Consider the following 23,794-nt stretch of genomic DNA (forward strand, 5'->3'; position numbering starts at 1 on the left):
GGCGCGACGAGCTCGGGCCTGACGAGGCCATAGGTTCGCTGCCGAAAACCTCGCGAAGCCGGACCCTGCGACTGCTTGTGCGGCAGCCCAGTCCGGGAGCACATGGCTGCCTAGCCAACGAGCTCAACGATGAACATCACCCGGCCGAAGCAGGCAAAATCCTCCGCTTTCGCCTGACGTAAGAGGGTGCCGCGCTCACTCGAGACTGTCGCGAGCGTCTTGCGGTCTCGATGCGCTATTGATTCGTGATACCCCCTGCTACGCCGCCGTAGAAGGCAGCTTGTTGCTCCAGCCTGCGCGCTTCGCACTCGTTCCCCAGGGCACGATGGCATCTCGACAGGCCGTCTAGAGACAAGGCGTGGCGCGGGTTCATCTTCAATGCTCGCCGAAAAGAAGCCTCGGCATCAGGTAGACGGTTGAGTTTGATGAGGCACTCGCCATGTATATAGTGGGATAGGGCTGTCCGGCTACCACGCTCAAGCGCGGTCTCGGCCTCGGCGAGTGCTTCGCGAGGCGTTGCGTCGACCAGCAGCAGGGCCAAGCGTTCCCGGGTCTCGTGGGCATCTGGTCTCTCGCCCAGGACAGCGTAGAGGTGCGCGATGGCCTCGTCGGTCCTGCCGTGACGAATAAGAAGATCGGCCAAAAATCCACGGGCGAACACAGAGGAGGGCGAACGCGCCACCGCCTCGCGGAGAAGCGCCTCGCGCGCAGCTTCGGTCAGGTGCTCCCATGGCGCAAGTGCTCGATAAACCAGCGACTCCGCCTCGAGCTCATCGAGGCTTTCATGCAAGCTCCTGAAGGCTACCTCCGTCGCAGTAGAACGCTCCACCGGTCCCTTGGTGAACTCGGTGAAGAGTGCGGCGCTCTGTTCCAAGAACTGTACCAGTAGCCCTGGTGCCTTGGACATCCCCAGGAATTCGTGCTGCTCCAGTTCGCGTCGCACCTGCTGCGCCATGTCCGACGTTTGTGCGGCTATCTCGCGCATCGCCTTTTCGGGTTGCGTTTTGAGGAGAGTATGGATGCGCGCTGCGCGCTGTTCTTCCTGCATGACCAAGCTGTGGATGCTTTCGATTGCGTGCATCTCGGCGACGCGCCGTAGTGCATCGCCATGTGGCGAACGCATGCCTCGGACGACAATCACCGCAAGCTCGTCAGGTGTGTATCTTCGCAGCTCTGAGCGTAGCTGCCGGAGCTGCGCGAAGTGCCCGCCGAGGATGGCGCCCAGCGATGAATCGGCGTGTACATGAGCGCGCACGCGGGCGACGGCACAGGCAACGCGTAGCTCGAGCTCGATCTCGGCGGTCGATAGCCGGCTGCCGGTGCGGCTCGCCACGTCGTACGTCGCGCACGCGCGGGCGAGCTGCACGAGGGTTTCGCCCTGGGGCAGCTCGCCCGTGCCCTTCCGAATGGCCTGCAAGGTGCGCTTGTCCAGGCGGGTGGCTCGGCGGAGGCGTTCCTGGGATGGGATGCCTCTGCGCGCCCGGCGGACCAAATCGTCGTAAACGCCTCGGAGACCAGGTTGCTTGGACCACGCCGGGATCGCCTCGAGAACCGGATGTAGGCCTCGGTGCAGCACGAGGTACGCGGCGCATCGTACGAGGACATCGGCGAGCAGCCCGGTGCGTTGCAGGAGAAACGAGAAGAGGAAGGAGTCGGCCGGGAGCGCGCCGGGATTCAACAGCCGTGCGAGCTCGTCCCATTGATCAAGCACGTCCTCCAAAGCGGTGGCCACGAGCTCATTGTGGATGTGTATCTCGTCGGCTGTGAGACCTCGCGCGGCGAGGTAGTCAGGGGTGAAGAGGGCTTCGATCAGCACGCGAACAACGACGGCCCGCTTTTCGGAGCGAACCTGCGGCTCGTCTCCGAGGACGCGCTTGGCGGTGGCCGTGGACATGCCGCCAGGCCGATCCTGGATGCGCTCGCGCAGCCGGAAGGCTGAGGCCAGCAGGGCTAGGAGACCCCCGCGCATCGGCAAGGGTCCGGGGATGACAGGGGGGCTCATCACTTTGGCCTTGGGCATAGGTCGCGACGTCGAGACTCAGGGAGGCGCCCCAGCAAGGAGCACCGGGGCGCCTCCAATGCCGTCATTTCTTCGTGGGCTGCGACGCCTCGGGTTGCGGCGCAGGTGGGGGCGGCGGGTTGGGGTGGCCCTGGGCGATCCGGTTGTCCCGGTCGGCCCGGTACGCGTCGCTGGTGGGGTTCTTGGTGACGGACCGCTGATCGTTGGGGGTGGGCTTACTCTTGGACATGGGCGCTCCTTTCGATTCTCCGGGATGGCGGCCGTCCGTGAGGGCCGGCCGCAGGAGAAACATGCTTCCGCCCGCGGCACGGTGGCAGGGTGAAAACCGGGCTCATGAGGCGCGAGCGAGTCGGGTGCCGCTCGCCCGCCGGGGGATAGGGCTCGTGCATGGCCGTGCCGGTTCGCAGCCGAGGAAGGAGGGGGTCTCTAGGTCGCCGATGTAGGTTCGGTTCGCCATCGTACCCCACGGCACGCTCCTCTCCCTGGCCACAACCCCGCCCTCGCCCTACCCGGGGAGCGAGGCGCTCGTCGGATTCCTGCTGGCGCCGTACGTCGAGATGGCCGACGACCGGGCGCGATCCCGCCGGAGCGCCCCCGCCAGAAAGCTCGAGGCCGTCCCGGCGCCCCCGCCCTCGGCGGCGTAGAAAAGGCTTCCGCGCGCTCAAGGACGTGGAGATCTCGCTGCCTCCAGGCAAGCCGCTGGTGCTCATCGGCGAGAACGCCAGCGGCAAGAGAGCCTCCCTTGCCTCTCAGCTCGGGGATCGCCTCATCCAAGCAACGTCGCTCAAGCTGAGCTCCGCGACCTTGCGCGCGGCGCGCTTGTCGTGTGGATCTGGCCGCTCGACCTATGCGGTTCCTGACTCGTGCAGTCCGACCATACGAGCTCATTGACAGAACGGGCCTCATGTGATGGGGCAGGTCTTCCACGCCTGAAACGCCTGGGATCACCGCGACGTAGCACCATGCGAAGGCATCCTACCGTATGGCTGTATCCTGCCGAGCGTCCTGCTGCGCCGCGCCACGCTGCCCGAGGTGACGCGCGGGAGGCCGCCGCGCAGCCCGCGAGCGAAGCGACAGCCGTCGAGGTAGGCCGGCAGCCGCCAGGTGCTGACCCCCTCCCCACAATTCCAGCGACCGTACAGAATCGCGAAGGCTCGGTGTTGATTGTTGATTCGGCGCCGGCATAATCTGCCCTCGCCGGAGGCCGACCATGGCCACCCGACCATGAGGCCGTCCAGCGACCCGTGGAGGGCACAGCGAGGAGGAGCTAGGTAGATGACAATCTTCGCGTCGACGCCTGAAGCAGACGAGACCCGGCTCGCCGGCCTCGCCGCGGAATGGCGCGCCATCGTGGCAAGGGAGCAGGAGAATTGCGTGGCGCAGGTCGCCGCGTGGGATGCAAAGCTCGCCGAGCTCCGCGCCGAGCAAGAGGCGCTCCTGAGGGGGGGCCGCTGGGTCGGCGGACCGGATGATCTCCTGAGCATCCTCGGGCAGAGCCGGCAGGAGCGGTATCACTCTGCGCTGCTGGCGTGGCTGCTCGATCCCCAGGGGCGACATGGCTTCGGCGCTGGCTTCCTCGAGGCGTTGCTCCGCCGCTGCACGGCCGATCCGCCGAGGGCCGAGCTGGGCCGCGCCCGGCCCGCGCTCGAGGTGAGCCGGGGCAACGCCCGCGCCGATGTCGTCGTCGCTGGGCCTGGGCTCTGCCTCGTGCTCGAGAACAAGATCGATGCCCGTGAACAGCCCCAGCAATGCGATCGCCTGTATGAGAGCTTCTGTCACGCGCCGGGCGCGCTGTTCATCTTTCTGTCGCCATCCGGACGAGCGCCCGTGACAGCCACGGGCGGCGCGTGGGAGGCGTTCACGCCGATGAGCTACGCCGATATCGCGGCGATGCTCCGCGACGCGCTCGCCTCGGCGCCGGGCAAGGGCGCGACGGCGCGTGGGCGCGAGGCCGCCTCCAACTATCTCGCCACCCTGGAGAGGGAGTTCCGATGAACCGCATTGACGATCCGCGTGCCATATTCTACCTCCGGAACCAGGCGCTCATCGAGGAGTGGGCCGCCATCGGCGCGTCCGTCGCCGACCTCACGCACGCGTTTCTATGCTCGTGCGCCGACGGGATCGCCGAGCTTGCCTCCGAGCTCTCTCCAGACGTCGAAGTTTTCAAATTTCTGAAGGATGACGAGGACTGGCCGAAGATCCTGCTGGTCTTGCCAGGATGGTTCCCGTCGAGCGAAGGCGAGCTCGTCCGCGGGCCCGAGGTCGCCCCCAGGGTCGGGATCGGCCTGGAATGGAACAAGTCGAGACGCCTGAACTTCACGACCGCGCCTGCTTGCGTCTTCACAGGTGTGTGGGTGGACATCGACATCGCCGGCGGCAAGGAGCTGTCGCGGAAGCTTCGCGCGGCCTTCGGAGAGGCCGGCCTCCTCAAGGAGCACAGGCTCACCTCCAGCCCCTGGTGGCCCGCATACCGCTACGAGACCGCGACAGGGGAGTACTGGAACGATCTCGAGCCCTACCGCGCACAGCTCATCGAGTCGGTGCGGTTCCACTGGACGGCGTTCGAGGCGCAGATCCGGAAAGTGCTGGCGACCTGAGCGCACGGCGCGACGAACGGGCTGAGACCGCCTGAAAGGCGCAGATCCATCGCGGCAGCCGGGGCGTGACGCGCTCATGACTGGTGCGCCGCGAGACCAACGCGGCAGGCTCCGTGAAGACGCGTAGCGCGTGCTTCGCCGTCATCACAACCTGAGCTTCACAGGATGGGGAACGCCGAGCGCCTTCGCGATCAGCTCGAACCCGGCTAGCCCCGCAGCGCCGTCGTTCCTGCCACCGGTCGTGGCGGTTGCATCCAGCGGCTCACGCGGAGCCCATGTGCGAGGATGCGCGACCGCGAGCGCCAGCGTCTCTGCGCCCTCCGCGATCTTGCGTGACCTCTCCACGGTCCGCTACCGTCGCAGCGCATCGTCATGCTGACCGACGAACAGCTCACCACCGTATGGAAGGGCTTCACCCCACCTGCTGGGTGGGCGAAGTGGCAGAAAGACTACCTCGACTTCCTGCGCTGGGCGCGCGACATCCCCGAGTCCGAGCTGCGCACCGAAGCTGCGCAGAGGAAGCTCTGGAACGCCCGCGCGATCACCCCTGCCGGCTACGGCGACGCCATCAACATCGACGCGCTCCTCGCCGATCCCGAGTTCGTTGACACCATCGTCGGCCTCCGTGGGCGCGCCTTTTCGCCCGACGTCGCGGTCCGGGCCGCCGAGATCCAGGGCGAGTACGAGCGCATCCTCGGCATGGCCGTGGCGCGTGAGGTCAAGCCCAGGCCGCACGCCAAGCTCCAGCGGCTGGTCGGCGCGCTCGTGCCAGCCGAGCTGAGCTGCGTGCTCAGTTACGATGCCGTCCGGAATATAGCGAAGCTCCTCCTGGGGGACGCGAACGATCCCCCGATCGTTGCCCAGGTGAAGATGCGCGCGCGGCTCCGGGCCGTGCTCGGTGAGGAGAAGACCCTGGCCGAGCACGTGCAGCGCTCGACCTTCTGCTGGTGGCTCCACGAGAACTACGAGCGGCTCTCGGCTGGGCGGATGCCGCCGTGGAAAAGCGACGAGCCTGCCGACGGAGGTGCGATGCCCCCGCCAGACGACAAGCTGCCTCCGCTCCTGGTCTGGCCCTTCGCCAAGCAGTACGTGGGCTATCTCGCGGTGCGCAACTTCGCCGGCGCGTACCGCGCCGTGGTGCAAGCGGCGCTCCCGGGGCTCTCGCAAGACGACCTTGTGGGGGTGCTCCAGGCGAGCGGAAGCTTCGACAAAGTCCCGGCGCCGACGCTGCGCCAGCTCATCATCCGCGCCAAGGGCCTCGGGTTCATCGAGCAGCGCGACGGTCTGCTCTACGCCACGAAGGATGGCGACGAGCTGTTGGGCAGCGAGCAGCCGGACATCCTCATCGACCGCCTCATCGAGCGCGTCTTCGGCTTCGCCCATCTCCTCCGGTACGTCGACGAGCATCGAGGGGCGACCGACGCGGCCGTTGTCGACGCTCTGCAGAAGATCTATCCCGCCTGGACCACCGCGGGGGTTCCCAACGATCTCCGGAACTGGAGCCTCTACCTCGGCCTGCTCAAGCGCGACCAAGACGGCGGCCTCCAGCTGACGGAGTACGGCGCTGCCCGGGCCGCCCGGCTTCCGAAGGAGCTCCCGAAGCCTCCGGCCGGGGAGATCATCGATACCAACCCCCCCGGGGGCACGACTGCCGTCGTGGCGAAGGAGATCCCGTATCCCGCCTTTGACGCGATCCTCACGCACTTCAAGTCCGATCCGGAGATCGCCGACTTCGTCTTCGAAGACCGCCAGCTCGCGAGCCTCCACGCTGCGTGGCGCAGCAATCCACGCAAGCGCTTCGTGCTCCTCTCCGGCCTCTCCGGCACCGGCAAGACCGCCGTCACCCTGTGTTATTCGCGCGCGGTCTGCGAGCTGATGGGGCTCTCCGTCTCCGAGCACCGGGAGATCGTCCCCGTCTCGCCCGACTGGCGGGATCCCTCGGGGCTGCTCGGCTACTTCAACGCACTGCACGCCAATCCGACCTTCCAGGCCGAGCCGGCGCTCCGCCTCGTCCTGCGCGCCGCCGCCGACCCGGGGCGCCCCTATTTCCTCGTCCTCGACGAGATGAACCTCGCCCGCGTCGAGCGCTATTTCGCGCCGTTTCTCTCGGCCATGGAGACGGGCAAGGAGCTCGTGCTCCACGCCAATGGCGCCGAGGTCAACGACGTTCCGCCGCGCGTCCCCTGGCCGGCGAATCTCCACATCGCGGGCACCGTCAACATGGACGAGACGACCCATCCGTTCAGCGACAAGGTGCTGGACCGGGCCTTCACGCTCGAGTTCTGGGACGTGGATCTCAAGCGCTTCTTCGAGCGCGCCGCGACCAAGAGCCCGGGCAAGCGGCTCCCGGACGTGGAGGCGGTGCTGCTCGAGCTGCACGGTGCCATGCGCACGGTCCGTCGTCACTTCGGCTACCGCACGGCCGGCGAGGTGCTCGCGTTCATGCACGCCGTCCCGGAGCTGGGCGGCGCGGCGCAAGAGACGTTCCTCGACCAGGCCGTGTTCTCGAAGGTGCTGCCGCGCCTGCGCGGCGAGGACACGCCGGCGTTCAAGGGCGCGCTCGAGACCCTCCAGGGGATCTGCAAGCGCCGCGGCCTCACCATGTGCGAGGCCAAGCTCGCGACGATGATGGAGCTGCTCAAGCGCACGGGCGTGACCCGGTTCTGGGCATGAGCCTTCAAGTCCGCGACGCGGACGGCCTGGACCAGCACATCGTCGACGGCGTCCTGCACCTCGAAGAGGCGAGGACCTACCACGTCGACGCGCCTCCTGGTGCCGGCGCGCCGCGGGCGTGGCTCGGACCGCTGGAGCTGCCCTGGAGCCAGGAGCGCGGGTCGTTCACGCTCGAGGTGGGCCACTGGGTCGGCTCGGCGGTGCTCAAGGTGGCGCACGACGCCCAGGAGACGGAGGTCGCCGTCCAGGTGGCCCCGCGCGATGAGAAGCTCTCCGACGGGGCATGGCTCGCGCTCCTCGCGGACCTGGAGGCGTGGTCGCCAGGCCTGGCTATCGGCCTCGAGGGCGGCGGCGTCGGCGCCGTCCAGTCGGAGGGCACCACGGCGACTGTTTTAGCCACAGCGCTGCTGCCGCTGGTGCCGGCGCTCGTCCGCGCCGTTCAGGCCATCGCCGCGGCGCCGCGGGAGCTCGCGGCATCCACGCGCGAGGACGTCCCGTTGCGAGGCGTGCGTCGCGCGGATCGGGAGACGCTCCACTGGCTGGCGAGGCATCCGGCGGCTGCACGTGCGGTGGATCCCTGGTTGGCTGCTCACGCCGGCGAGCAGGACCCGTACGTGCCGCAGGACATAACGCACGAGACCGTCGATCACTCGGTGAACCGCTACGTTGCCTGGCTCGTCGGGCGGGTCGCTCGCGTGCTCGGCGACCTCAGCGTCGTGCTTGGCGACGCCGCGGTCAAACGACGCCTGCAGCCGGACACCGCGCAATGGTGCCGTGCACGAGCTCGCGCGGCCGCAGGCGCGGCGGACGAGCTGTCAACCACGCTGCGACGGACGTTTCTCGGGTCGCTGACGCCCATGCCCGTCACCGAGGCCGCGCTCCTTGCGGTGCAGGACGATCCTGTCTACGCCCGCGCCCACGCGCTGGCTCGGCCCTTCCTGTCGCCGCGATTCCGCCTGCGCGAGTCGCTGGCCGGCGGTGAAGCCCCGGTGCGCCCGAGCTTCGAGCTTTACGAGCTGTGGACACTGCTCGCCGTCCAGCGGGCGCTCGCCGGGATCCTCGACGGGTGGACGTGGACCTGGAAGCAGGGGAGGGAGAACGATCTGCTCGCCGGCTTCGGGACGGGGGCCGCGTTCACCGCGAGGCGTCCGAACGACGGGGCGCGGCTCGAACTCCGGTACAATATGACGTTCCCCGGATACCTCGCCCGGGGGACCTCGGACCGATATAGCATCTCCGGCGAGCGTCGACCCGACATCGTGATCTCGTTCGAGTCACCAGATGAGCCGCATTCGTGGATTTGTCTGGACGCCAAGTACCGGGTACGTCGTCAGGCGCTCGCGGATTCCTTCGCCTCGCTCCACATTTATCGTGACGCGCTGAGGTGGGAGACATTTGGCGGTCGATGCAGCGGCGGGCTGCTCCTCGTCCCAGCCATCGATCCCGAATGTCAGCCTTGGTTCGCGGGCGAGTTCCGCGAGCGGTTCGGCATCGGGGCCTGGCGGCTGACGCCCGGGGAGCCACCGGACCTCGATCTGGCGAGGCTCATTCTCGCTATGGGAGGTCAAGCCGTCCGAGCGTAGGCGCCAGCGGCGGGGGCAGGCCGGGCCGCCACAACCGCTCTCGCGGGGAACGCCGCCGCGCACGCCCCACTGCGCAGCTCCGGCCGCGCCGCTGTCAGCCCGTCGTCTCCGGCGCCTGCTCACCGCGCGACGCCGCGCCCTGTCGCGCTCGCCCGCGACGACCGCCCCGCCGCCGCTTCGCCTCAGTCGAGCCCGATCACCACCTTCCCGAAGTGCTTCCCCGCCGCGAGCTTCGCGAGCGCCTCGTTGGCCCGCTCGATCGGAAAGACCTCATCGACCACCGGCCGGATCCCGTGCAGCTCGAGCGCCGCCCCGAGCTCCACGGTCGCCTGCCGCGACCCGACCACGGTCCCCTCGACGCGGATCGCCCGGAACAGGATCGGCATCGGATCGATCTGGCTCCCAACCCCGCTGAGCAGCCCGATCAAGCTCACCACGCCCCCCGTCTTCACCGCCTGCATCGATCGCGGCAGCGTCCCCGCGCCGCCCACCTCGATCACCCGGTCCACCCCTTCGCCGCCCGTCAGCCGCAGCACCTCCTCGTGCCACTCCGGCTGCTTCCGGTAGTCGATCGCCTCGGTCACGCCGAGCGCGCGCAGCCGCTCGATCTTCGCCGCGCTGGACGACGTGGCGATCACCCGCAGCCCCGCCGCGCGCGCCAGCTGCGCGGCGAACAGCGACACCCCGCCGGTCCCCTGGACAAGCACCGTCTCCCCCGGCGCCGGCCGCGGCCCCGACTCGAACAGCGCCGTCCACGCCGTCACCCCGGCGCACGTCAGCGTCGCCGCCTCGTTGAACCCGAGGTGCGCCGGCGCGCGGACGATCGCGTCCTCCCCGAACACCACCAGCTCCGCGAGCACCCCGTCGTTCCCGCCCGCGCCGAGCGTCGTGGTGCGGTACTCCCCGCGGAACGGCCCCGAGGCCCACGTCGGGAAGAACGTCGAGATCACGCGATCTCCCTCCTTCCAGCGCCGCACGCCCGCTCCGATCGCGACCACCTCGCCCGCCGCATCGCTCAGCGGGACAAGCTCGTCCTTGCGCTCCCCGCCGTACCGGCCGCGCACGACCATGAGGTCACGGTAGTTGATCGACGCGGCGCGGACGCGCACGAGCACCTGCCCCGGACCGGGCCTGGGCGCGGGGCGCTCGGCGAGCGTCCATGCGTCCGACTCCGAAGCGTTCTTCCGAATGATGACAGTCTTCATGGCGTGTCCTCCAATCTTCCGTGGACACCCCATCCGTAGATCCATTCCTCCGGGCGCAGTAGTCCGCGCGAGGGAACGTCACCTGTGCTATTTCAGCACAGATCATGATCTCGCTCGCCGCGATCGAGCTGCTCGTCGCCACCGTCGAGACCGGTAGCTTCTCGGGCGCCGCGCGCCGGCTCGGCGTCACGCCGTCCGCGGTGAGCCGGCGCGTGATGCGCCTCGAGCAGGAGCTCGGCGTGGCGCTCCTGGCGCGCACGACGCGGTCGCTCCGCCTGACGGACGACGGGCAGGCCTTCTACGCGCGCTGCGTCCGCATCGTCGAGGAGCTCGGGGAGGCGACCGAGGCGATCGCGCGCGCGAGCAAGAAGCCGGTGGGGCTCCTGCGCGTCGACGCGCCGGTGGCGCTCGGACGGGACGTGATCGCGCCGAGCCTGCCGCGCTTCGCGGCGCGCTACCCCGACGTCCGGATCAACCTGACGCTGCGCGATCAGCACGTCGACCCCGTGGCCGAGGGGCTCGACCTGCTCGTGCGCATCGGCCCGCTCGGCGACTCGAGCCTCGTCGCGCGCCGGCTCGGCGCGAGCCGCCTCGTCCACTGCGCGGCGCCGTCGTACATCGCGCGGCGCGGCGCGCCCGCGACGCCGGCCGATCTCGCGGGCCACGACTGCGTCGGGTACCTGCGCGACGGGCGGCCCACGGGGTTCCGCTTCCTGACCGGAGACGGCGACGCCGTGCTCGAGGTGCCCATCTCCGGGCCGTTCCACGCGAACGACGTGGATGTCCTGAGGCACCTCGCGATCGCCGGGAGCGGGATCATCGCGATGTTCGACTTCCTCGCGAAGGACGCGCTCGCCGAGGGGACGCTCGTGACCGTGCTCGACGAATTCCCGACGACGACCTGGCCGATTCACGCGCTGTACCCGAAGAACCGGCACCTCTTGCCGAAGGTGCGCGTGTTCGTCGATTTTCTCGCGGAGATCTTCGCGCCACCCTCGCCCGAGCGCCGGGGAGAGCGCCGGCGGAGCGGGCGACGTTGAGCGCTCCTCCCGGGGGCCGTCAGCGCTGTCAGAACTGGTAGAGCCCGCCCGCCTCGACGCCCCAGCCGGTGCGGTCGGCGTCATGCTGCACTGCGGCCGCCGGATCGAGCTTGTGGCGCGTGAGCAACAGGGAGGGCTCGAGCACGATCGAGAGCCCCTTCAGGGGCGCGAAGGCATACCCCGCGCGCAGGGTCACGTTGCGCTCGATGCCGGGACCATTGGCGCCCACGCGCGCGGGAGCCGTGGCCGGCGTGCCGCCCGCCGCGGGTGTTCCGGGCGTGTAGCCGAGCTGCATCTCGTCGGTGCTGAGCACCATCGCGGTCCCGGCGACGAGGTGCAAAGAGTGCTTGTCGAACGTGACCTTCCCCGACACCCAGCCGCCTACCTCGGCGACGTCGTCCGTGCGATAGCCCTGCCCGAGCGTCAGGAGACCCAGGTTGGCGAGGTTCTTCCCGCCGTACGCTTCGGCCCGCACGTTCAGCGAACCGCTCGTGATCTCGCCGAACAGGTTGCCGCCGAGCGCCAGCCGACCCTCTTCGGTCGGCAGGTTCGCGTCGAAGGCGAGCCGCGTGCCGATCACCGAGGCGCCCACCCATGCTGTCTTCTCGGCGCGATAGCTCGCGCGCAGCGCGACGGTCGGCGTGCGCGAGTACTCGACGTTGTTGAGGATGGCCGTGACGTTCTGGCTGACAAGACCGAGCGCGGCGCCCACCTCGAGGCTGCCGACGTTCGCCAGGTAGATGAACTGGTGGCGCACGAAGCCCGAGTTTCCGGACTGAAACATCCCGCCCACGAGGTTGTACGTGTGCGTGTTCAGCGGCGAGAACAGATCCCAGGTCTGGCCGAGCGTGAGCTTGTGCCCGTCGGCGGGAGTCCAGTCCAGGAACGCCTGACGCACGCGAAGGCTCGTCCCCTGGGCCGGAGAGGACTTGCCGAAATCGATGAAATCGACCTCGACCTGCCCCTTCACCGGCGTGCCCTCCCCGACGGCCACGCCAAGGCGCGTCTGCTGCGCCTGAAAGGTGAGGCCCACGGCGTCCGGATCGGCGAGGAACAGCGGGTTCACCGCGGCCGTCGGGGCGGTGTAGTTCGGGTTGCCGAAGGACTCGAGGCCGTTCCCCACGACGACCGTGGGCTTGACGATCCCGTAGACACGCACGAGAGGCTTGTCATCGGCCTTCTTCTGCTCGACAGGCGGCGGAGGAGGCTCGGGACGGGGCTCCTCCACGGGCGTCGGCGCGGCCGCGCCCGGCGCAGCCTGCTGAGCCGCCTCCGCCGGCTGCGCATTGCTCGTGGCCGGCGCAGCGACCCCGGCCAGCGCGAGAGAGACGACAAGGGCTGCGCTGGGCGTCTTCCAAGTGATCATGAACAATCTCCTCCGGCGGTGAATCGGCTACGCGGGTTCACGTTCCGACGTCCACGAGGGCTGCATCGGCGCCGCCGTCGACCACGCCACCCGTCATGTCGGTAGTCACGTGGGTCTCCCGAGAGCATGGTCCGCGCAAAGCGATTTCAATACGCCGACAATCTTATCGTGGGCTGTGAATGGCGGGACACCCTACTACCGATCCGTCGGGCTACCAAAAAATACGCCCCAAATCAACGGGGATCCCCGCGGCGAGCGCTCGGCGCGGTGGCGCGGGCCGGAGCGCGTGGACGCCGACAGATAAAGATCAATCCGGATCGTAGCTCCCCGCCAGCCGCGCGGGCCGACCCAGGGACTAGACCGTGCCCTCCGGCGCGCGCTGGCGGAGCGCGTCCTCCAGCGCGCGCTCGAACACCGCGCGCGACGGATGGACGGTCAGCTTCCGGATGGCGGTATTCGCGATCTGAACCCCGAAGATGACCACCCTGGATTGGAGCAGGAAGTGACCTCCCTCGACCGCATGAAGGACGGAAATCGTCGCCGCGGTCAGCCGCGTGCGCGTCACGTGCTCGTAATCGGTCATCGCCTCCCAGTCATTGAAGACCAGCACTCGGCCCTCCGCGGCGACCCGCCGCAAGAACACCTCCTCGATCGCCGCGGCGCCCGCCTCCACCAGCACTCCGGTGACACACGTGACCATCAGCGCCGGCGCGGGACACCAGATCTTTACCGTGCCCTCGTTGCACCAGTGGGTCTGAAGCGGACGGGCAGGGAGCGGGACCATACAGCTGGCGGGTAGACTGGGCCGCGGGCGACCGTTCGTCGAGGACCTCGTCGCAAGATCTGCATCCAGAGGAGGAGCAGCGCAACGGGCCAGCCTCTCTGCACTGTTGTGTTGTGAGAAACCCGACCATCACGCGAAGTGAAACATTCAATTCGGGCGGCTGAAAACAACCTGTGCAGTTCTCCTGTCACAGCGACGGATCTTTATGCTGCCCGGGGCCGAGTCCGCCTCGCTTGCGAGCGGCGCGCGCTCCGGGCAGACTGCCCCGTCAGGGCTTCGCGGCGCCCGCCATGAACGCGGCGAACGCGTCGGCGTACTCTGGATGCCAGCGCGACAGCGCAGGTCGGTTCCGGATCAGGTCGTCGGCCGCCCACTGCACGCGGCGCTCGTCCATCTCGCGCGTCACCGCGTTGTCGGGACAGAGCAGATAGAAGTCGCCGCGGGCCATGCCGCCGATCATCCGATCCACCACCTGATCGGCGGTCCATGCCTCCGCGGGCTTCTCCGGGCCTCGCGCGGTCATCGCGGTGAACGTGTAGCCCGGGATCAGCAGATGGGCGGTGATCTTGCAACCCGCCACGTTGCGCAGCTCGTGGGCGAGCTGCTCTGTCAGCACCTTCACGCCGGCCTTCGAGACGTTGTAGGCAGCGTCGCCGGGCGGGGTGGTGATGCCCTGCTTCGAGCCCGTGTTGACGATGGCGCAGGGGGTTCCCTGCGCGATCATCGCCTCGGTGAACGCCTGCACGCCGTGGATCACGCCCCACAGATTGACCTCGATGAGCCGCCGCCAGCGCTCGATGTCCTTCCACGGCTTGCCGCCGCCGCCGACTCCGGCGTTGTTCATCAGGACCGCCACCTCGCCGAACGCGTCGTAGGCGGCCTGCTTCAACCGATGCACGTCCTCGAGCCTGGCGACGTCGGCCGGCACCGCGCGCACATCGGCCTGGCCGCCGGGCGCGGCGGCGGCGACGCGCCCGGCCGCCTCGTGCAGCGCCGGTCCGTCCAGGTCGGCGAGACAGACCTTCATGCCCATGCGCGCGAAGCGCTCGGCGGCCGCGAGGCCGATGCCGCTGGCGGCGCCGGTCACCACGGCGGCGCGGCCAGGTGTCAATGCGGGATGGTCATTCACAGCAGATCTCCGTCATGTGTTGATGGCGCGCCGCCTCTGGCGCGGCGATCGGGGCGAGCATAGTGGGCGCCGGCGGGTCGGGCCACGGCCATCCGGCGTGAAGTGGCCACCTCCACGAATGGCTTGCATGCCACCGCAGCCGCTCCTACCATGCGCGCTGGCCGACACCCGCGCAGGTGCACGATGAGCGACTCCGAGGACAGCGAGACCATCTTCCGGGTGGTCGTCAATCACGAAGAACAGTACTCGATCTGGCCGGCGACCCGTGATCTGCCGCTCGGCTGGCGTGCCGAGGGCACCGAGGGGACGCGCGCGGCGTGCCTCCAGCACATCGAGAAGGTCTGGACCGACATGCGGCCGCTGAGCCTGCGCCAGGCCATGGACGGTCAAGGCGGTCAATGACCGCCGTCCCGCGCGCGTGCTCCAGGGCGCGCGCGCCGCGAAGCCGCCTCAGCCCGCCGCCCATCCGATCACCAGTCGGCCGACGGCGAGGATCACCAGCAGGCTGACCGCGAAGCAGCCGAGTCCCGGGCGCTTGCCGTTATCGCCTGCTCCCGCCACCTGCAGGCTCACCGCGCCCGGAGGATCCAGGCACTTTTTTTTTACGGTGGGCACCCGCTTCCACCGCGCGGGCGCGGCTTCGCCCTCGAGCAGCGCCACCGGGGGCGTGCGCTTCACGATCGCCATCGCGCGCGCCGCCCGGCTCTCCGGAGCACCCCGCCTCGACGCGCGGATCGCCGCCTCGGGCAGCCCGAACACCTCGCCGGAGCCGTACGTCCCCGCGAGGCCCTCGAGCACGCGAAGGTGCCAGTCGGCGGGGATCGCCCCGGGCAGCGCCTCGATCGCCTCCTCCGGGATCGGCGGGAACCACACGGCGAAGTGCTGGACCTGCCTTCCGGTCCAGTCCTTCCGCGCCGGATCGAGGAACCGCGTCGCCACGTAGGGAAACACGAGAGGGCCTCTCGGCCCGGGCTCGTCGATCTCGAGCAGGCCATAACGGAGCTCTCCGGCGCTCGCGTCGGCGTCGCCGATCATGGCCTCGAGCGCCGTGAGCCAGGCGGGGAGCGCCGGGATCTCGGGCACGCAGATGAACTCGTAGTCCCAGTGCTCGCCGCGCGTCCTCCAGAGGAGGCGCGAGGTCTCGACGACGGGCGCTGGCGCGGGCGCGAGCATGGCTGTCCTACTGGTTCTGGTGGTAGGCCCGCGCCCCCTCGTCGTTGCGCAGGGCCGCGGCCATCGCGCTCAGGACCGCCGTGAACGCGTCGCCCCTCCGGATCGCGTCCTCGCGGGTCTTCTGGAGCCTGTCGAGCCGCGTGGTCGCGAAGTCCTTGATCGAGACGAACCGGAGGATCTTGCTCACGATCTGGTATCGCTTCGGGAGGAAGTCGTCGAGGGAGTCGACGAACGTGACCAGATCGCGCAGGCCCTGGAAGAACGTCTCTCCGGCCGACCTCTCCTTCCGCGTGGCCTGCGCCTCGCGGACCGCGCCCTCGACGGTGCTCACGAGGACCGCGGGCGCGAGCGTGCGCACGCCGAGCGAGGTGCCCGGGTCGACCTGCGCGCCGGCGTCGACCGGCGCGGCGACCGACGAGAGCAGCATGAACCGGTGGCCGAACGCGCGCTCGGCGCGGAGCACGGCGCAGAGCTTGGCGAGCTGATCGTCGGCGTCGCGGCAGACCTCGCGCTCGAAGTCGCTCGCGCTGTACTCCGGCGGGAACAGGTCGGCCTTGCTGAGGGCGAGGATCCACTCGCGCGGGAAGCTCACCTCGTCGCCGGTGGCGGCGCTGGTCCGGCGCAGCCGGTCGCACTCGTCGGCGAAGTGCTCGAAGAGCCACCGGATGTAGCCGGTCCCCTCGCTCCGGTACTTCGCGCCGTCCGCAAGGAGGATCCCCACATGGCTCATGCCGAGCTTGAGCAGGCCCTGGCGCATCGCCTCCCGCTCTTCCGCGTCGATCGGCTCGTCCTCCCACCAGCGCCCGGGGTAGTCGTACCAGTGGATGCGGACCGCCGCCTCCGGCAGGTCCCTCGGGAAGAAGTCGAACTCGTACGCGTCGAAGCGCGTGCTGCCGTCCGGGAACCTGCCCTCTTCGAGGCGGTAGAAGCGCCCGAGGAGCTGGTTGCCCTGCGCCTTGTTGACCGCCTGGATCTTGTACGCGTGCTCGATCTGAAACGAGGGCTGCGTCTGCGCCCGGTAGAAGGCCGCCAGGAGGACCGTCTTGCCTGCGCCGGAGGCGCCGAACAGGGCGACGTGCAGATCGAGCGGCGGCATGACTACTCCTTCTCCCGCACCTCGACCTCCATCTGCCTGACGCTCGATCCGCCCCGCGTGTCGTGGACGACCGCCCACAGCGACACGCGCCCCGGCTTCGAGGGCGGCGTCCAGGTGGTCCCGTGGCGCTCGCCGGGGCCCGTCACCGCGTCGCTCACGAGGCGCCTCGCCCCGTCGAATCCGCCCCCGTCCGTGTAGTAGTCGACCCAGATCGCCTCGCGCGCGGGCGGCCCCCCGAGCCCCGTGGCCTCCACGTCCACGTCGGCGGCGCCCGGCGGCACGATCACGTCGATGTCGTAGGTCGCGCAGTCGTCGGCGTCCGGCTCTGCCGGGCCGCATCCCTGGGCCTTCGTTTCCGGCCGGATGCACGGCTCCACGACGGGCAGGCCGCTCTCGCCGAGCTCGACCTCCTTGTCGTCCAGCTTCAGCGTGAAGTCGTCGATGGGCGGGTTCGTGTTGGCTCGCTGATCCGAATCCTGGAAGACAAACACCTGCGTGTAGCCCACGACGAAGCTGTCCGGACCGAGCACCTTCCCGTCCTCGTCGACGCACTCCAGTGGAATCTCGATGCCGCCGGCCAGCGCCGCGGATATCGCCGCGGACATCGCCGCGAGCGGGTCATCGCCTGCCAGCATCGCCTCCAGCGCTGCGGACAGCGCCGGAGTCGGCCGCATCTTGCCGGCGCACACGGCGAACAACACGTAGGCCGACGAGTACTTCGTTCCGGCCGCCGTGGTTCCTGCGTCCTCCCGCCTGAGGATGTCGCCGGACAGCGTCCACGTAAACGACGCTGCGTTGGGCTTGCCGCTCAGCTCCGATTCGAGCTCCTGGCGCTTGAAGAGAGCGGTCTGCTCCTCCTGGCCGCCATTGCCGTCGCCGTTGCCTCCGTCGCCATCGTTGGCACCGCCGCCGTTGGCGCTGCCGCCGTTGCCACCGTCGCCGCCGCCGTTGGCGCTGCCGCCGTTGCCACCGTCGCCGTTGGCGTTGCCACTGCCGCCGTTGCCGCCGCCGCCGTTGCCGCCGCCACCTCCGCCTCCCTGCGGCGGGATCTTTGCCGCTATGTAGGTGCCTATCCACTGCCCGAGGCACCCGATCTGCGCGTCTATCCCGACAGGCGGGTTCACGCAGCCCCCGATCCACATGACCTCGACGTTCCGCGGGTTGCCGTCGGCGTCGCCCAGCCCGTCGGCGTACGTCATCTGGAACGTCACGGGCGTGCCCCGCGCCGGGTACGGCTTGTCCGCCGTCACGGCGAGGACGCGGAGCCCCTCGACCTCGGACGACGGAGCCAGGTCGCTCCCCGAGCAGCAGGGAATGCCGAGGGCCAGGGTCGAGAGCGCGGCGAGCAGCGCGCGGCGAGAGGGCAGTCGGGTCCGTTTCATCAGAAGTCTCCTCGCAGCCCGAGCGTGGGCAGGAAGGGGAGCCCCGTCACGTACTCCCGCTTCGTGAAGTTGAAGTTGTAGCTGATGCCCTCCGCGGCCTGGTGATTGTAGACGTTCTGCACATCCAGGTAGAGCCCGAGCTGCCACCTCTTGAATCGCCACGTCTTGTCGACGCGGACGTCGAGCTGATGGAACAGCGGCATCCGCTCGCTGTAGTCGCCCCCGAGCGGGAAGGGCGAGTACTTGCCCGAGGAAGCATGGTAGATCGCGTTCACCCGGTTCGGATCACACCCCTTCTGCTCCGGATCGCAGACATAGGGTGTCTCCAGGTTGCCCGACACGAGGCGGAAGCGCGCGCCGACCTCCCAGCCCCGGCCGAGCTGCAGGTTCCCGAGCACGGTCAGCACGTGCGTCTGGTCCCATGGCGTGGGGTGCTCCTCCTCGCCGGGGCCGTCCGTGCGCACCGACCGCGAGAGGGTGTACGCCGCCCAGCCGAAGAAGCGATCGTCAGGCTTGTACTTCAGGAGCACCTCGCCGCCCACCGCGTACCCGGTGCCGTCGTTCGCATATCCGTCCTTCTCGGCCGAGAAGACGACCTGCCGATCGAGCTGCTTGTAGAACCCGTCCACCGTCACGTCGATCTGCGGCGTGATCTCCTGCTCCACCCCGAGGCCGTAGTGGATGGATCGGTTCGACTTGATATCCGGGTTTCCGAACGGCTCGACGCTCTCCTGGAACTGGGGCGCCTGGTAGTAGAGGCCCACGCCGCCCTTGGCCGTCGTCCGCGGGAAGCCGCTCCGGATGTCGTAGCGCGCGTTGATCCGCGGGCTCACGTCGAGCGTGCGCGTGTCGAGCGCGTAGTCGACGCGCACCCCGGGGACGATCCGCGCGCGCGGCGAGGGGACCACCTCGAACTCGGCGTAGGCGGCGGGCCGGGAGTACGGGCCGTCGAACGACTGGTCCTGCGCGGGGAGCGTCGAGAACGGCTGGTTCGACGGGTGGCCCGCGGGCTGCCTCGTCGGCGCGTGGAGCTTGACCGTCGCGATGCCGCTCGTCAGGTCGGTGCCGACGTTCATCGTGAGGAACCTGGCGAACCGGTGCGAGTACTCCAGCCGCAGGTCGAGCGAGGCCGTGGTGATGTTGAAGGCGAAGGGCGCGATCCCGAAGTCGAAGACGTCCCTGCCGAGCGCCAGCGACCAGAGGATCCTGTCCCGGTTCCCCAGGCGGTTCTCGTAGCTGACCTGGAAGCGCTGGAAGGCGGTGTGCAGCCCGAAGTCGCCCGTCAGCGCCGGCTCGTCCTCCGGCGGCTTGTCCAGGGTGATCTTGAAGGCGTCGTCCGATCCGTAGAAGCTCGCGCGCACGCGCTCGCTGGCGGAGGGGCGGCCTTCGAGGACGAACTGGTAGTCGTAGTAGACGGGCGCCTGCGTCACGCTGGAGCCCGCCTCCTTGAGCACGGGCCCGAGCCACGCGTCGACCCAGCTCCGCCGGCCCGCCGCGATGAACTTCCAGTCCTTGAGGTACGGGACGGGCCCCTCGAGGAGCACGCGCCCGTCGATGAGATCGAGCTGGACGACGCCGTGGTACTTGCCGTCCTGCTTCGGCGAGCGGAGCCCGACGTCGACGATGCCGCCCATGGCGCGGCCGTACACGGCGCTGAAATTGCCCGGGTAGAAGTCGATCTTCTCGAGCATCTCGGTGGGCACGACCGAGGAGAGGCCGCCGAAGTGGTAGATGATCGGCACCGGGGTGCGATCGATGAACGTGAGCGTGTCCTGCGGCGCGGACCCGCGCACGATGAGCAGCCCGAACCCGCTGCGCGCGACGCCGGGCAGGCTCTGCAGCGAGCGCAGCGCGTCGCCGCCCGTCCCCGGGATGCGGTCGATCTCGCGGCGCTCGAGCGTCCTCCGGGTCACCTCGCGCGGCGGGCGCTCGCCCTGCACGGTCACCTCGATGCCCGGCGCCGCGCCGTCCTTGGGCTTCGCGAGCGAGATGCGGTAGCGCACCTCGATCGCCTCGCCCTCCGCGATGTCCTCCTCGGCCGTGAACGGCTCGAACCCCGCGGCGGCGACCTCGACGCGGTACTTGCCGGGCGGGAGGTTCTTGAAGCGGAACTTGCCGCGCTGGTCGGTCTTCACGTCCTCGCGGCCGCCGTCGGGCCGGAGGAGGCTGACCGAGATGTCCGGGAGCCCCTCGCCGGTGCTCGCGGACAGGACGGTCCCGACGACCGTCTCGACGTCGGCGGGCGGGGCCGGCGCCGCCGCATCGGCGGGCTTGGGGGTGAGCGTGAACGCGTACCGGTAGAGGATGCGCGCCGGCGCCGGCGTGCCGTCCGGGCGCCGCGCCGGCTCGAACACGAGGCCGGGCGCGGCCGCGAGCGCGGCCTCGTCGAAGCCGTGTCCGCCCGGCGTCTGGACCTCGGCCTTGGTGACGCGCCCGGTCTTGTCGATGTCGAGCTTGAGGATGACGCTCCCCTCGACGCCGGCGCGCTGGGCCTCTTCCGGATACACGGGCGGGGCGTACGTGATCAGCTTCGGCGGGCTGACGGCGGCGGGCTGCGCCGGCTGGGCCGTGCCCGGCTGGGGGACGACGACCGCGCCGGCTCCGCCGCGAGGAACGGAGGCCCCGCCCACGTCTCCCTCGGGCGGAGGGTCGTCGGCGGGCTGCGCGCGCGCCGCGCTGGCGGTCATCGCGACCGCGAGCAGCAGCGCTTCCGAGACAGCGAGGCGCATCGCAGAGGGCGCTTTGAAAGGACGCATGTGCCTGGCGCTCTCGCACATCGAGGACGAGGGGAGAAGCGGGAACGCGCGGCCGGGATGTGCTCGGGTGGCCTGTTCGGGGCGCCTCGACGCGGGGCGCGGAGGCCGATCAGCCCCCGACTTCGGCCACGAACCGGCTCACGTCGTCGGCGTCGCCCACGAGCAGCAGCGTGTCTCCATCCCGGATCACGTAGTCCGGCGTGGGCGCCTCGAGGCGCGGCTTGTCGCCGGGCAGCTTGCTCGTGTGCGGCCGCACGCCGAGCACGTTGATCCGGTACCGCTGGCGGATCTTCGAGCCGGCGAGCGTCTGCCCGACGAGCGGCCCGTGCGCGTTCCAGGGGACCACGCGGTAGTGGCTGGCCAGATCGAGCAGATCCTGGGCGAGCGGCATCGTGATGTCGGCGCCGATGCGGCGGCCCATCTCGGTCTCGAGCTGGATCACCCGGGCCGCGCCCACGGCGCGCAGGATGTCGGCCTGGCGATCGGTGGCGGCGCGGGCGATCACCTCGCGCACCCGCATCCGGACCAGGGAGGCCACGCAGAGCACCGACGGCTCGAAGTGCTCGCCGAACGTCACGATCGCGGTGTCCGCGTACTGCGCGCCGATCCCCTCGAGCACCTTGTGCACCGTCGCGTCGCCGACGAAGGCGGCCGAGGTCTTGTCCTTGACCGCGTCGACCGCCTCGGGGTTGTTGTCGATCGCGATCACCTCCGCGCCGTTCTTCCAGAGGGTCTCGACGATCGACGTGCCGAACCTGCCGAGCCCGATGACAAGGACGCTCTTCGATCTCATGGTCCCGCGGCGCGCGCCGCCGCCCGGCGGCGCAGCGCCGCAAACGTCTCACGGATCCGCGGCAAGCGCCACTGATCCGCGGGCCGGGCGGCGGCGCCGGGGCCGGGCCGCCGCCCGGACGCGCGCTCAGCCGATGCCGACGCGCTCCTCGGGCAGCCGGTAGCTCCGCGCCCTCGCCTGGTTGGCGAGCGCCAGGGCCATGGTCAGCGGCCCGATGCGGCCGATGAACATCGCGAGCGTGACGACCACCTTGCCCGGCGCGCTCAGCGACGGCGTGACGTTCGCCGACAGCCCGGCCGTGGCGAACGCGCTGACCGCCTCCATCGCGAGGCCCATCGGGTCGTGCGGCTCCAGGGCGAGCAGGATCAGCACGAACACCGAGACGAGCACCATGCTGAGGAACGCGACCCCGAGGGCGCGGCGCACGGTGGCCGCGGGGAGCGTCCGCCCGAGCAGGTGCGGCGCCTCGTCGCCGCGCAGCTCGGCGCGCAGCGCCGCGAACAGCGCCGCGACGGTCGTGACCTTGACCCCGCCCGAGGTCGATCCCGGCGCGCCTCCGATGAACATCATCATGGAGGTGAGCATCAGCGCCGCCGGGCCCATGAGGCCGAAGTCGACCGTGGTCAGGCCTGCCGAGCGCGTCATCGCCGACTGGAAGAAGCTGGCCATCACCTTGACGGGCCACGACAGGCCGGCCATCGACCGGCGCCACTCGAGCAGCAGGAAGCCCGCCGCGCCGGCCACGAGCAGCACCGCGGTCGTGAGCAGCACGACCCGGCTGTGCAGCGACAGCCGCGGCGGCCGCTCGCCGCGGAGCCGCAGCCGGAGCCGGCGGACGAGCTCGTCGTGGACCGGGAAGCCCAGGCTGCCGAAGATCACGAGCCCCCCCAGCACGGCGGAGACCGCGGGCGAGCCGACCAGCGGGACCAGCCCGCCGCCGAACAGCGAGAAGCCCGCGTTGCAGTACGCGCTGACCGCGTGGAAGACGGCCGCCCAGAGGTGATCGCCGGCGCCGGACAGGGGCTCGCCGGGCACGGGCCCGGAGGCGATCGCGTGGTACGGCAGGAAGCTGAACAGGAGCGCGATCGCCCCCACGAGCTCGACGCCGAGCGTGAACAGGACGATCGCGGCCACGTTGCGGCGGAGGCGGGCGAACGACTCGGCGTCGATGAGCTCGGCCATCACGGCGGCGTCGCGCAGCCTGAGCCGCCTGCCGGCGAGGATGGCGAAGAACGTCGACAGCACCATGATCCCGAGCCCGCCGATCTGGACCAGCAGGAGCAGGACCGCCTGGCCGAACGGCGTGTACGTCTCGGCGATGCCGTGGACGGCGAGCCCGGTCACGCACACAGCGCTCGCGGACATGAACAGGCCGTCGACGAACGAGGCGTCCTCGATGTTCCGGAGCGACTGCGGCAGCGTGAGCAGGAAGCTCCCGATCAGCGTGGCGACCCCGAACGACACGGCCATGAGCCGCGCCGGGTGCTCCGCGGCGGTGGCCATGAGCCGCTCGAGCGGCCGGCGCCCGAGCAGGCCGCCGAGGGCCAGGGAGAACGCGAGCACGGTGTACGAGCGGTAGAGCACGACGCCGCGATGCCCCGTGTCGCCGGTCGGCTGCCAGACGAGGTGCCACTTCTCGCCGATGCACGCGAGCAGCAGGCCGAGCGCCAGCAGGAACAGCGCGAGCCGAGGCCGGCTGGCCTCGGCCTGCGCGCCGGTGAGCGTCCGGTGCGCGCGCTCCAGCGAGACGACCGCCACGACCCAGGCGGGCACGAGCAGCGTCTCCAGCGCGGTCAGCGCCATCGAGACGCGCGGGCTGATCGCGAACGCGAGGTCGAGCCCCAGGAGGACGGCGCTGCCGGCCAGGAGGGAGGCCGGTCGCATCCACACGGCGCGCGGCCGGGGCGCGACGGCGGCCGCGGCGGCGGCCGCGCCGGCGGCCGCGGAGGGCGGCGGCACGGACGGCGCGCCCGGCGAGGCGACCGTCAGCGCGGGCTCCGCGCGATTGCCGCGACCGCCGGGCTGGGCCGAGCGCGGCGCTCCCGACCAGGATGAGGGGGGAGGCGAGGGATCCACGCGCAGCATTCACGCCGCCATGTCGGTCGGTGTCAACGTCCGCTCCGGCCGCGCGACGAGCGGCCAGCGGCCCCGCGCCGGGCGGGCGCGCCGATCAGGCCGCAGCCTGGCCTCGTCAGGC

General features: G+C 70.1%; 18 protein-coding genes. 6 read left to right on the forward strand and 12 right to left on the reverse strand.

Features of this window, described 5'->3' with window-relative positions:
* Positions 1-235: 235 nt before the first annotated feature.
* Together WMF34_RS16830 and WMF34_RS16835 are read right to left on the reverse strand one after the other, a co-directional pair.
* On the reverse strand, positions 236-2,020 hold the full coding sequence (locus tag WMF34_RS16830; protein ID WP_437993904.1) for a tetratricopeptide repeat protein: 1,785 nt from the start codon (positions 2,018-2,020) through the stop codon (positions 236-238).
* A gap of 64 nt (positions 2,021-2,084) precedes the next feature.
* Positions 2,085-2,249 carry a hypothetical protein gene (locus WMF34_RS16835; RefSeq protein ID WP_173427417.1) on the reverse strand — a complete coding sequence of 55 codons (165 nt, stop codon included), beginning with the start codon at positions 2,247-2,249 and terminating at the stop codon, positions 2,085-2,087.
* A gap of 1,046 nt (positions 2,250-3,295) precedes the next feature.
* On the opposite strand from WMF34_RS16835, the gene WMF34_RS16840 reads away from it, so the two are divergent.
* The 4 genes from WMF34_RS16840 to WMF34_RS16855 all read left to right on the forward strand — a co-directional run bounded on the left by WMF34_RS16840 (position 3,296) and on the right by WMF34_RS16855 (position 8,873).
* Complete coding sequence (locus WMF34_RS16840) at positions 3,296-4,015, forward strand: PD-(D/E)XK nuclease family protein (protein WP_437993905.1); 720 nt, start codon at positions 3,296-3,298, stop codon at positions 4,013-4,015.
* Positions 4,012-4,617 (forward strand): hypothetical protein, encoded by a 606-nt coding sequence (locus WMF34_RS16845; protein WP_012235878.1) that lies wholly within the window; start codon positions 4,012-4,014, stop codon positions 4,615-4,617. The genes WMF34_RS16840 and WMF34_RS16845 overlap by 4 nt, the downstream gene beginning before the upstream one ends.
* A gap of 372 nt (positions 4,618-4,989) precedes the next feature.
* On the forward strand, positions 4,990-7,290 hold the full coding sequence (locus WMF34_RS16850; protein WP_437993906.1) for an McrB family protein: 2,301 nt from the start codon (positions 4,990-4,992) through the stop codon (positions 7,288-7,290).
* Positions 7,287-8,873 carry a DUF2357 domain-containing protein gene (locus WMF34_RS16855; protein WP_012235880.1) on the forward strand — a complete coding sequence of 529 codons (1,587 nt, stop codon included), beginning with the start codon at positions 7,287-7,289 and terminating at the stop codon, positions 8,871-8,873. The genes WMF34_RS16850 and WMF34_RS16855 overlap by 4 nt, the downstream gene beginning before the upstream one ends.
* 182 nt (positions 8,874-9,055) lie before the next feature.
* On the opposite strand, the gene WMF34_RS16860 is transcribed toward WMF34_RS16855, so the two are convergent.
* Complete coding sequence (locus WMF34_RS16860) at positions 9,056-10,078, reverse strand: zinc-dependent alcohol dehydrogenase family protein (RefSeq protein WP_437993907.1); 1,023 nt, start codon at positions 10,076-10,078, stop codon at positions 9,056-9,058.
* A gap of 104 nt (positions 10,079-10,182) precedes the next feature.
* Between WMF34_RS16860 and WMF34_RS16865 the strand changes: the two genes are divergently transcribed.
* Entirely contained in the window at positions 10,183-11,118 is a 936-nt protein-coding gene (locus tag WMF34_RS16865; RefSeq protein ID WP_437993908.1) for a LysR family transcriptional regulator, read from the forward strand.
* Between the two features lie 28 nt (positions 11,119-11,146).
* On the opposite strand, the gene WMF34_RS16870 is transcribed toward WMF34_RS16865, so the two are convergent.
* From WMF34_RS16870 to WMF34_RS16880, 3 genes are all read right to left on the reverse strand, one after another.
* Positions 11,147-12,484: a hypothetical protein gene (locus WMF34_RS16870; RefSeq protein WP_012235883.1), complete on the reverse strand. Its 1,338-nt coding sequence runs from the start codon at positions 12,482-12,484 to the stop codon at positions 11,147-11,149.
* Positions 12,485-12,839: 355 nt separating this feature from the next.
* Complete coding sequence (locus WMF34_RS16875; RefSeq protein WP_012235884.1) at positions 12,840-13,268, reverse strand: hypothetical protein; 429 nt, start codon at positions 13,266-13,268, stop codon at positions 12,840-12,842.
* Between the two features lie 268 nt (positions 13,269-13,536).
* Positions 13,537-14,397, reverse strand: coding sequence for an SDR family NAD(P)-dependent oxidoreductase (locus WMF34_RS16880; RefSeq protein ID WP_012235885.1), 861 nt, complete (start codon positions 14,395-14,397; stop codon positions 13,537-13,539).
* A gap of 183 nt (positions 14,398-14,580) precedes the next feature.
* On the opposite strand from WMF34_RS16880, the gene WMF34_RS16885 reads away from it, so the two are divergent.
* Positions 14,581-14,799 (forward strand): MbtH family protein, encoded by a 219-nt coding sequence (locus tag WMF34_RS16885; protein WP_012235886.1) that lies wholly within the window; start codon positions 14,581-14,583, stop codon positions 14,797-14,799.
* A 48-nt stretch (positions 14,800-14,847) separates the two neighbouring features.
* On the opposite strand, the gene WMF34_RS16890 is transcribed toward WMF34_RS16885, so the two are convergent.
* The 6 genes from WMF34_RS16890 to WMF34_RS16915 all read right to left on the reverse strand — a co-directional run bounded on the left by WMF34_RS16890 (position 14,848) and on the right by WMF34_RS16915 (position 23,682).
* The gene (locus WMF34_RS16890; RefSeq protein WP_012235887.1) at positions 14,848-15,570 is read right to left on the reverse strand and encodes a hypothetical protein; all 723 of its coding nucleotides are present in this window, start codon (positions 15,568-15,570) and stop codon (positions 14,848-14,850) included.
* A gap of 7 nt (positions 15,571-15,577) precedes the next feature.
* Positions 15,578-16,666, reverse strand: a complete 1,089-nt coding sequence (locus WMF34_RS16895; RefSeq protein WP_437993909.1) for a hypothetical protein — start codon at positions 16,664-16,666, stop codon at positions 15,578-15,580.
* A gap of 2 nt (positions 16,667-16,668) precedes the next feature.
* Complete coding sequence (locus tag WMF34_RS16900) at positions 16,669-18,048, reverse strand: hypothetical protein (protein WP_437993910.1); 1,380 nt, start codon at positions 18,046-18,048, stop codon at positions 16,669-16,671.
* On the reverse strand, positions 18,048-20,777 hold the full coding sequence (locus WMF34_RS16905; protein WP_437993911.1) for a TonB-dependent receptor domain-containing protein: 2,730 nt from the start codon (positions 20,775-20,777) through the stop codon (positions 18,048-18,050). Before WMF34_RS16905 ends, WMF34_RS16900 begins: the two co-directional genes overlap by 1 nt.
* 136 nt (positions 20,778-20,913) lie before the next feature.
* On the reverse strand, positions 20,914-21,597 hold the full coding sequence (locus tag WMF34_RS16910) for a potassium channel family protein (RefSeq protein ID WP_012235891.1): 684 nt from the start codon (positions 21,595-21,597) through the stop codon (positions 20,914-20,916).
* A 126-nt stretch (positions 21,598-21,723) separates the two neighbouring features.
* Entirely contained in the window at positions 21,724-23,682 is a 1,959-nt protein-coding gene (locus WMF34_RS16915) for a TrkH family potassium uptake protein (protein WP_437993912.1), read from the reverse strand.
* Positions 23,683-23,794 lie beyond the last annotated feature (112 nt).

The organism is Sorangium sp. So ce145 (genome assembly GCF_051525985.1).
GTDB lineage: Bacteria > Myxococcota_A > Polyangia > Polyangiales > Polyangiaceae > Sorangium > Sorangium cellulosum_B.

Bases quoted from the DNA above. Each gene is read 5' to 3' on its own strand.
- WMF34_RS16915 (WP_437993912.1), bottom strand. From the start codon at position 23,682: ATGCTGCGCGTGGATCCCTCGCCTCCCCCCTCATCCTGGTCGGGAGCG.
- WMF34_RS16875 (WP_012235884.1), bottom strand. From the start codon at position 13,268: ATGGTCCCGCTCCCTGCCCGTCCGCTTCAGACCCACTGGTGCAACGAG.
- WMF34_RS16910 (WP_012235891.1), bottom strand. From the start codon at position 21,597: ATGAGATCGAAGAGCGTCCTTGTCATCGGGCTCGGCAGGTTCGGCACG.
- WMF34_RS16855 (WP_012235880.1), top strand. From the start codon at position 7,287: ATGAGCCTTCAAGTCCGCGACGCGGACGGCCTGGACCAGCACATCGTC.
- WMF34_RS16870 (WP_012235883.1), bottom strand. From the start codon at position 12,484: ATGATCACTTGGAAGACGCCCAGCGCAGCCCTTGTCGTCTCTCTCGCG.
- WMF34_RS16885 (WP_012235886.1), top strand. From the start codon at position 14,581: ATGAGCGACTCCGAGGACAGCGAGACCATCTTCCGGGTGGTCGTCAAT.
- WMF34_RS16865 (WP_437993908.1), top strand. From the start codon at position 10,183: ATGATCTCGCTCGCCGCGATCGAGCTGCTCGTCGCCACCGTCGAGACC.
- WMF34_RS16895 (WP_437993909.1), bottom strand. From the start codon at position 16,666: ATGCCGCCGCTCGATCTGCACGTCGCCCTGTTCGGCGCCTCCGGCGCA.
- WMF34_RS16900 (WP_437993910.1), bottom strand. From the start codon at position 18,048: ATGAAACGGACCCGACTGCCCTCTCGCCGCGCGCTGCTCGCCGCGCTC.
- WMF34_RS16830 (WP_437993904.1), bottom strand. From the start codon at position 2,020: ATGCCCAAGGCCAAAGTGATGAGCCCCCCTGTCATCCCCGGACCCTTG.
- WMF34_RS16890 (WP_012235887.1), bottom strand. From the start codon at position 15,570: ATGCTCGCGCCCGCGCCAGCGCCCGTCGTCGAGACCTCGCGCCTCCTC.
- WMF34_RS16860 (WP_437993907.1), bottom strand. From the start codon at position 10,078: ATGAAGACTGTCATCATTCGGAAGAACGCTTCGGAGTCGGACGCATGG.
- WMF34_RS16835 (WP_173427417.1), bottom strand. From the start codon at position 2,249: ATGTCCAAGAGTAAGCCCACCCCCAACGATCAGCGGTCCGTCACCAAG.
- WMF34_RS16850 (WP_437993906.1), top strand. From the start codon at position 4,990: ATGCTGACCGACGAACAGCTCACCACCGTATGGAAGGGCTTCACCCCA.
- WMF34_RS16840 (WP_437993905.1), top strand. From the start codon at position 3,296: ATGACAATCTTCGCGTCGACGCCTGAAGCAGACGAGACCCGGCTCGCC.
- WMF34_RS16845 (WP_012235878.1), top strand. From the start codon at position 4,012: ATGAACCGCATTGACGATCCGCGTGCCATATTCTACCTCCGGAACCAG.
- WMF34_RS16905 (WP_437993911.1), bottom strand. From the start codon at position 20,777: ATGCGCCTCGCTGTCTCGGAAGCGCTGCTGCTCGCGGTCGCGATGACC.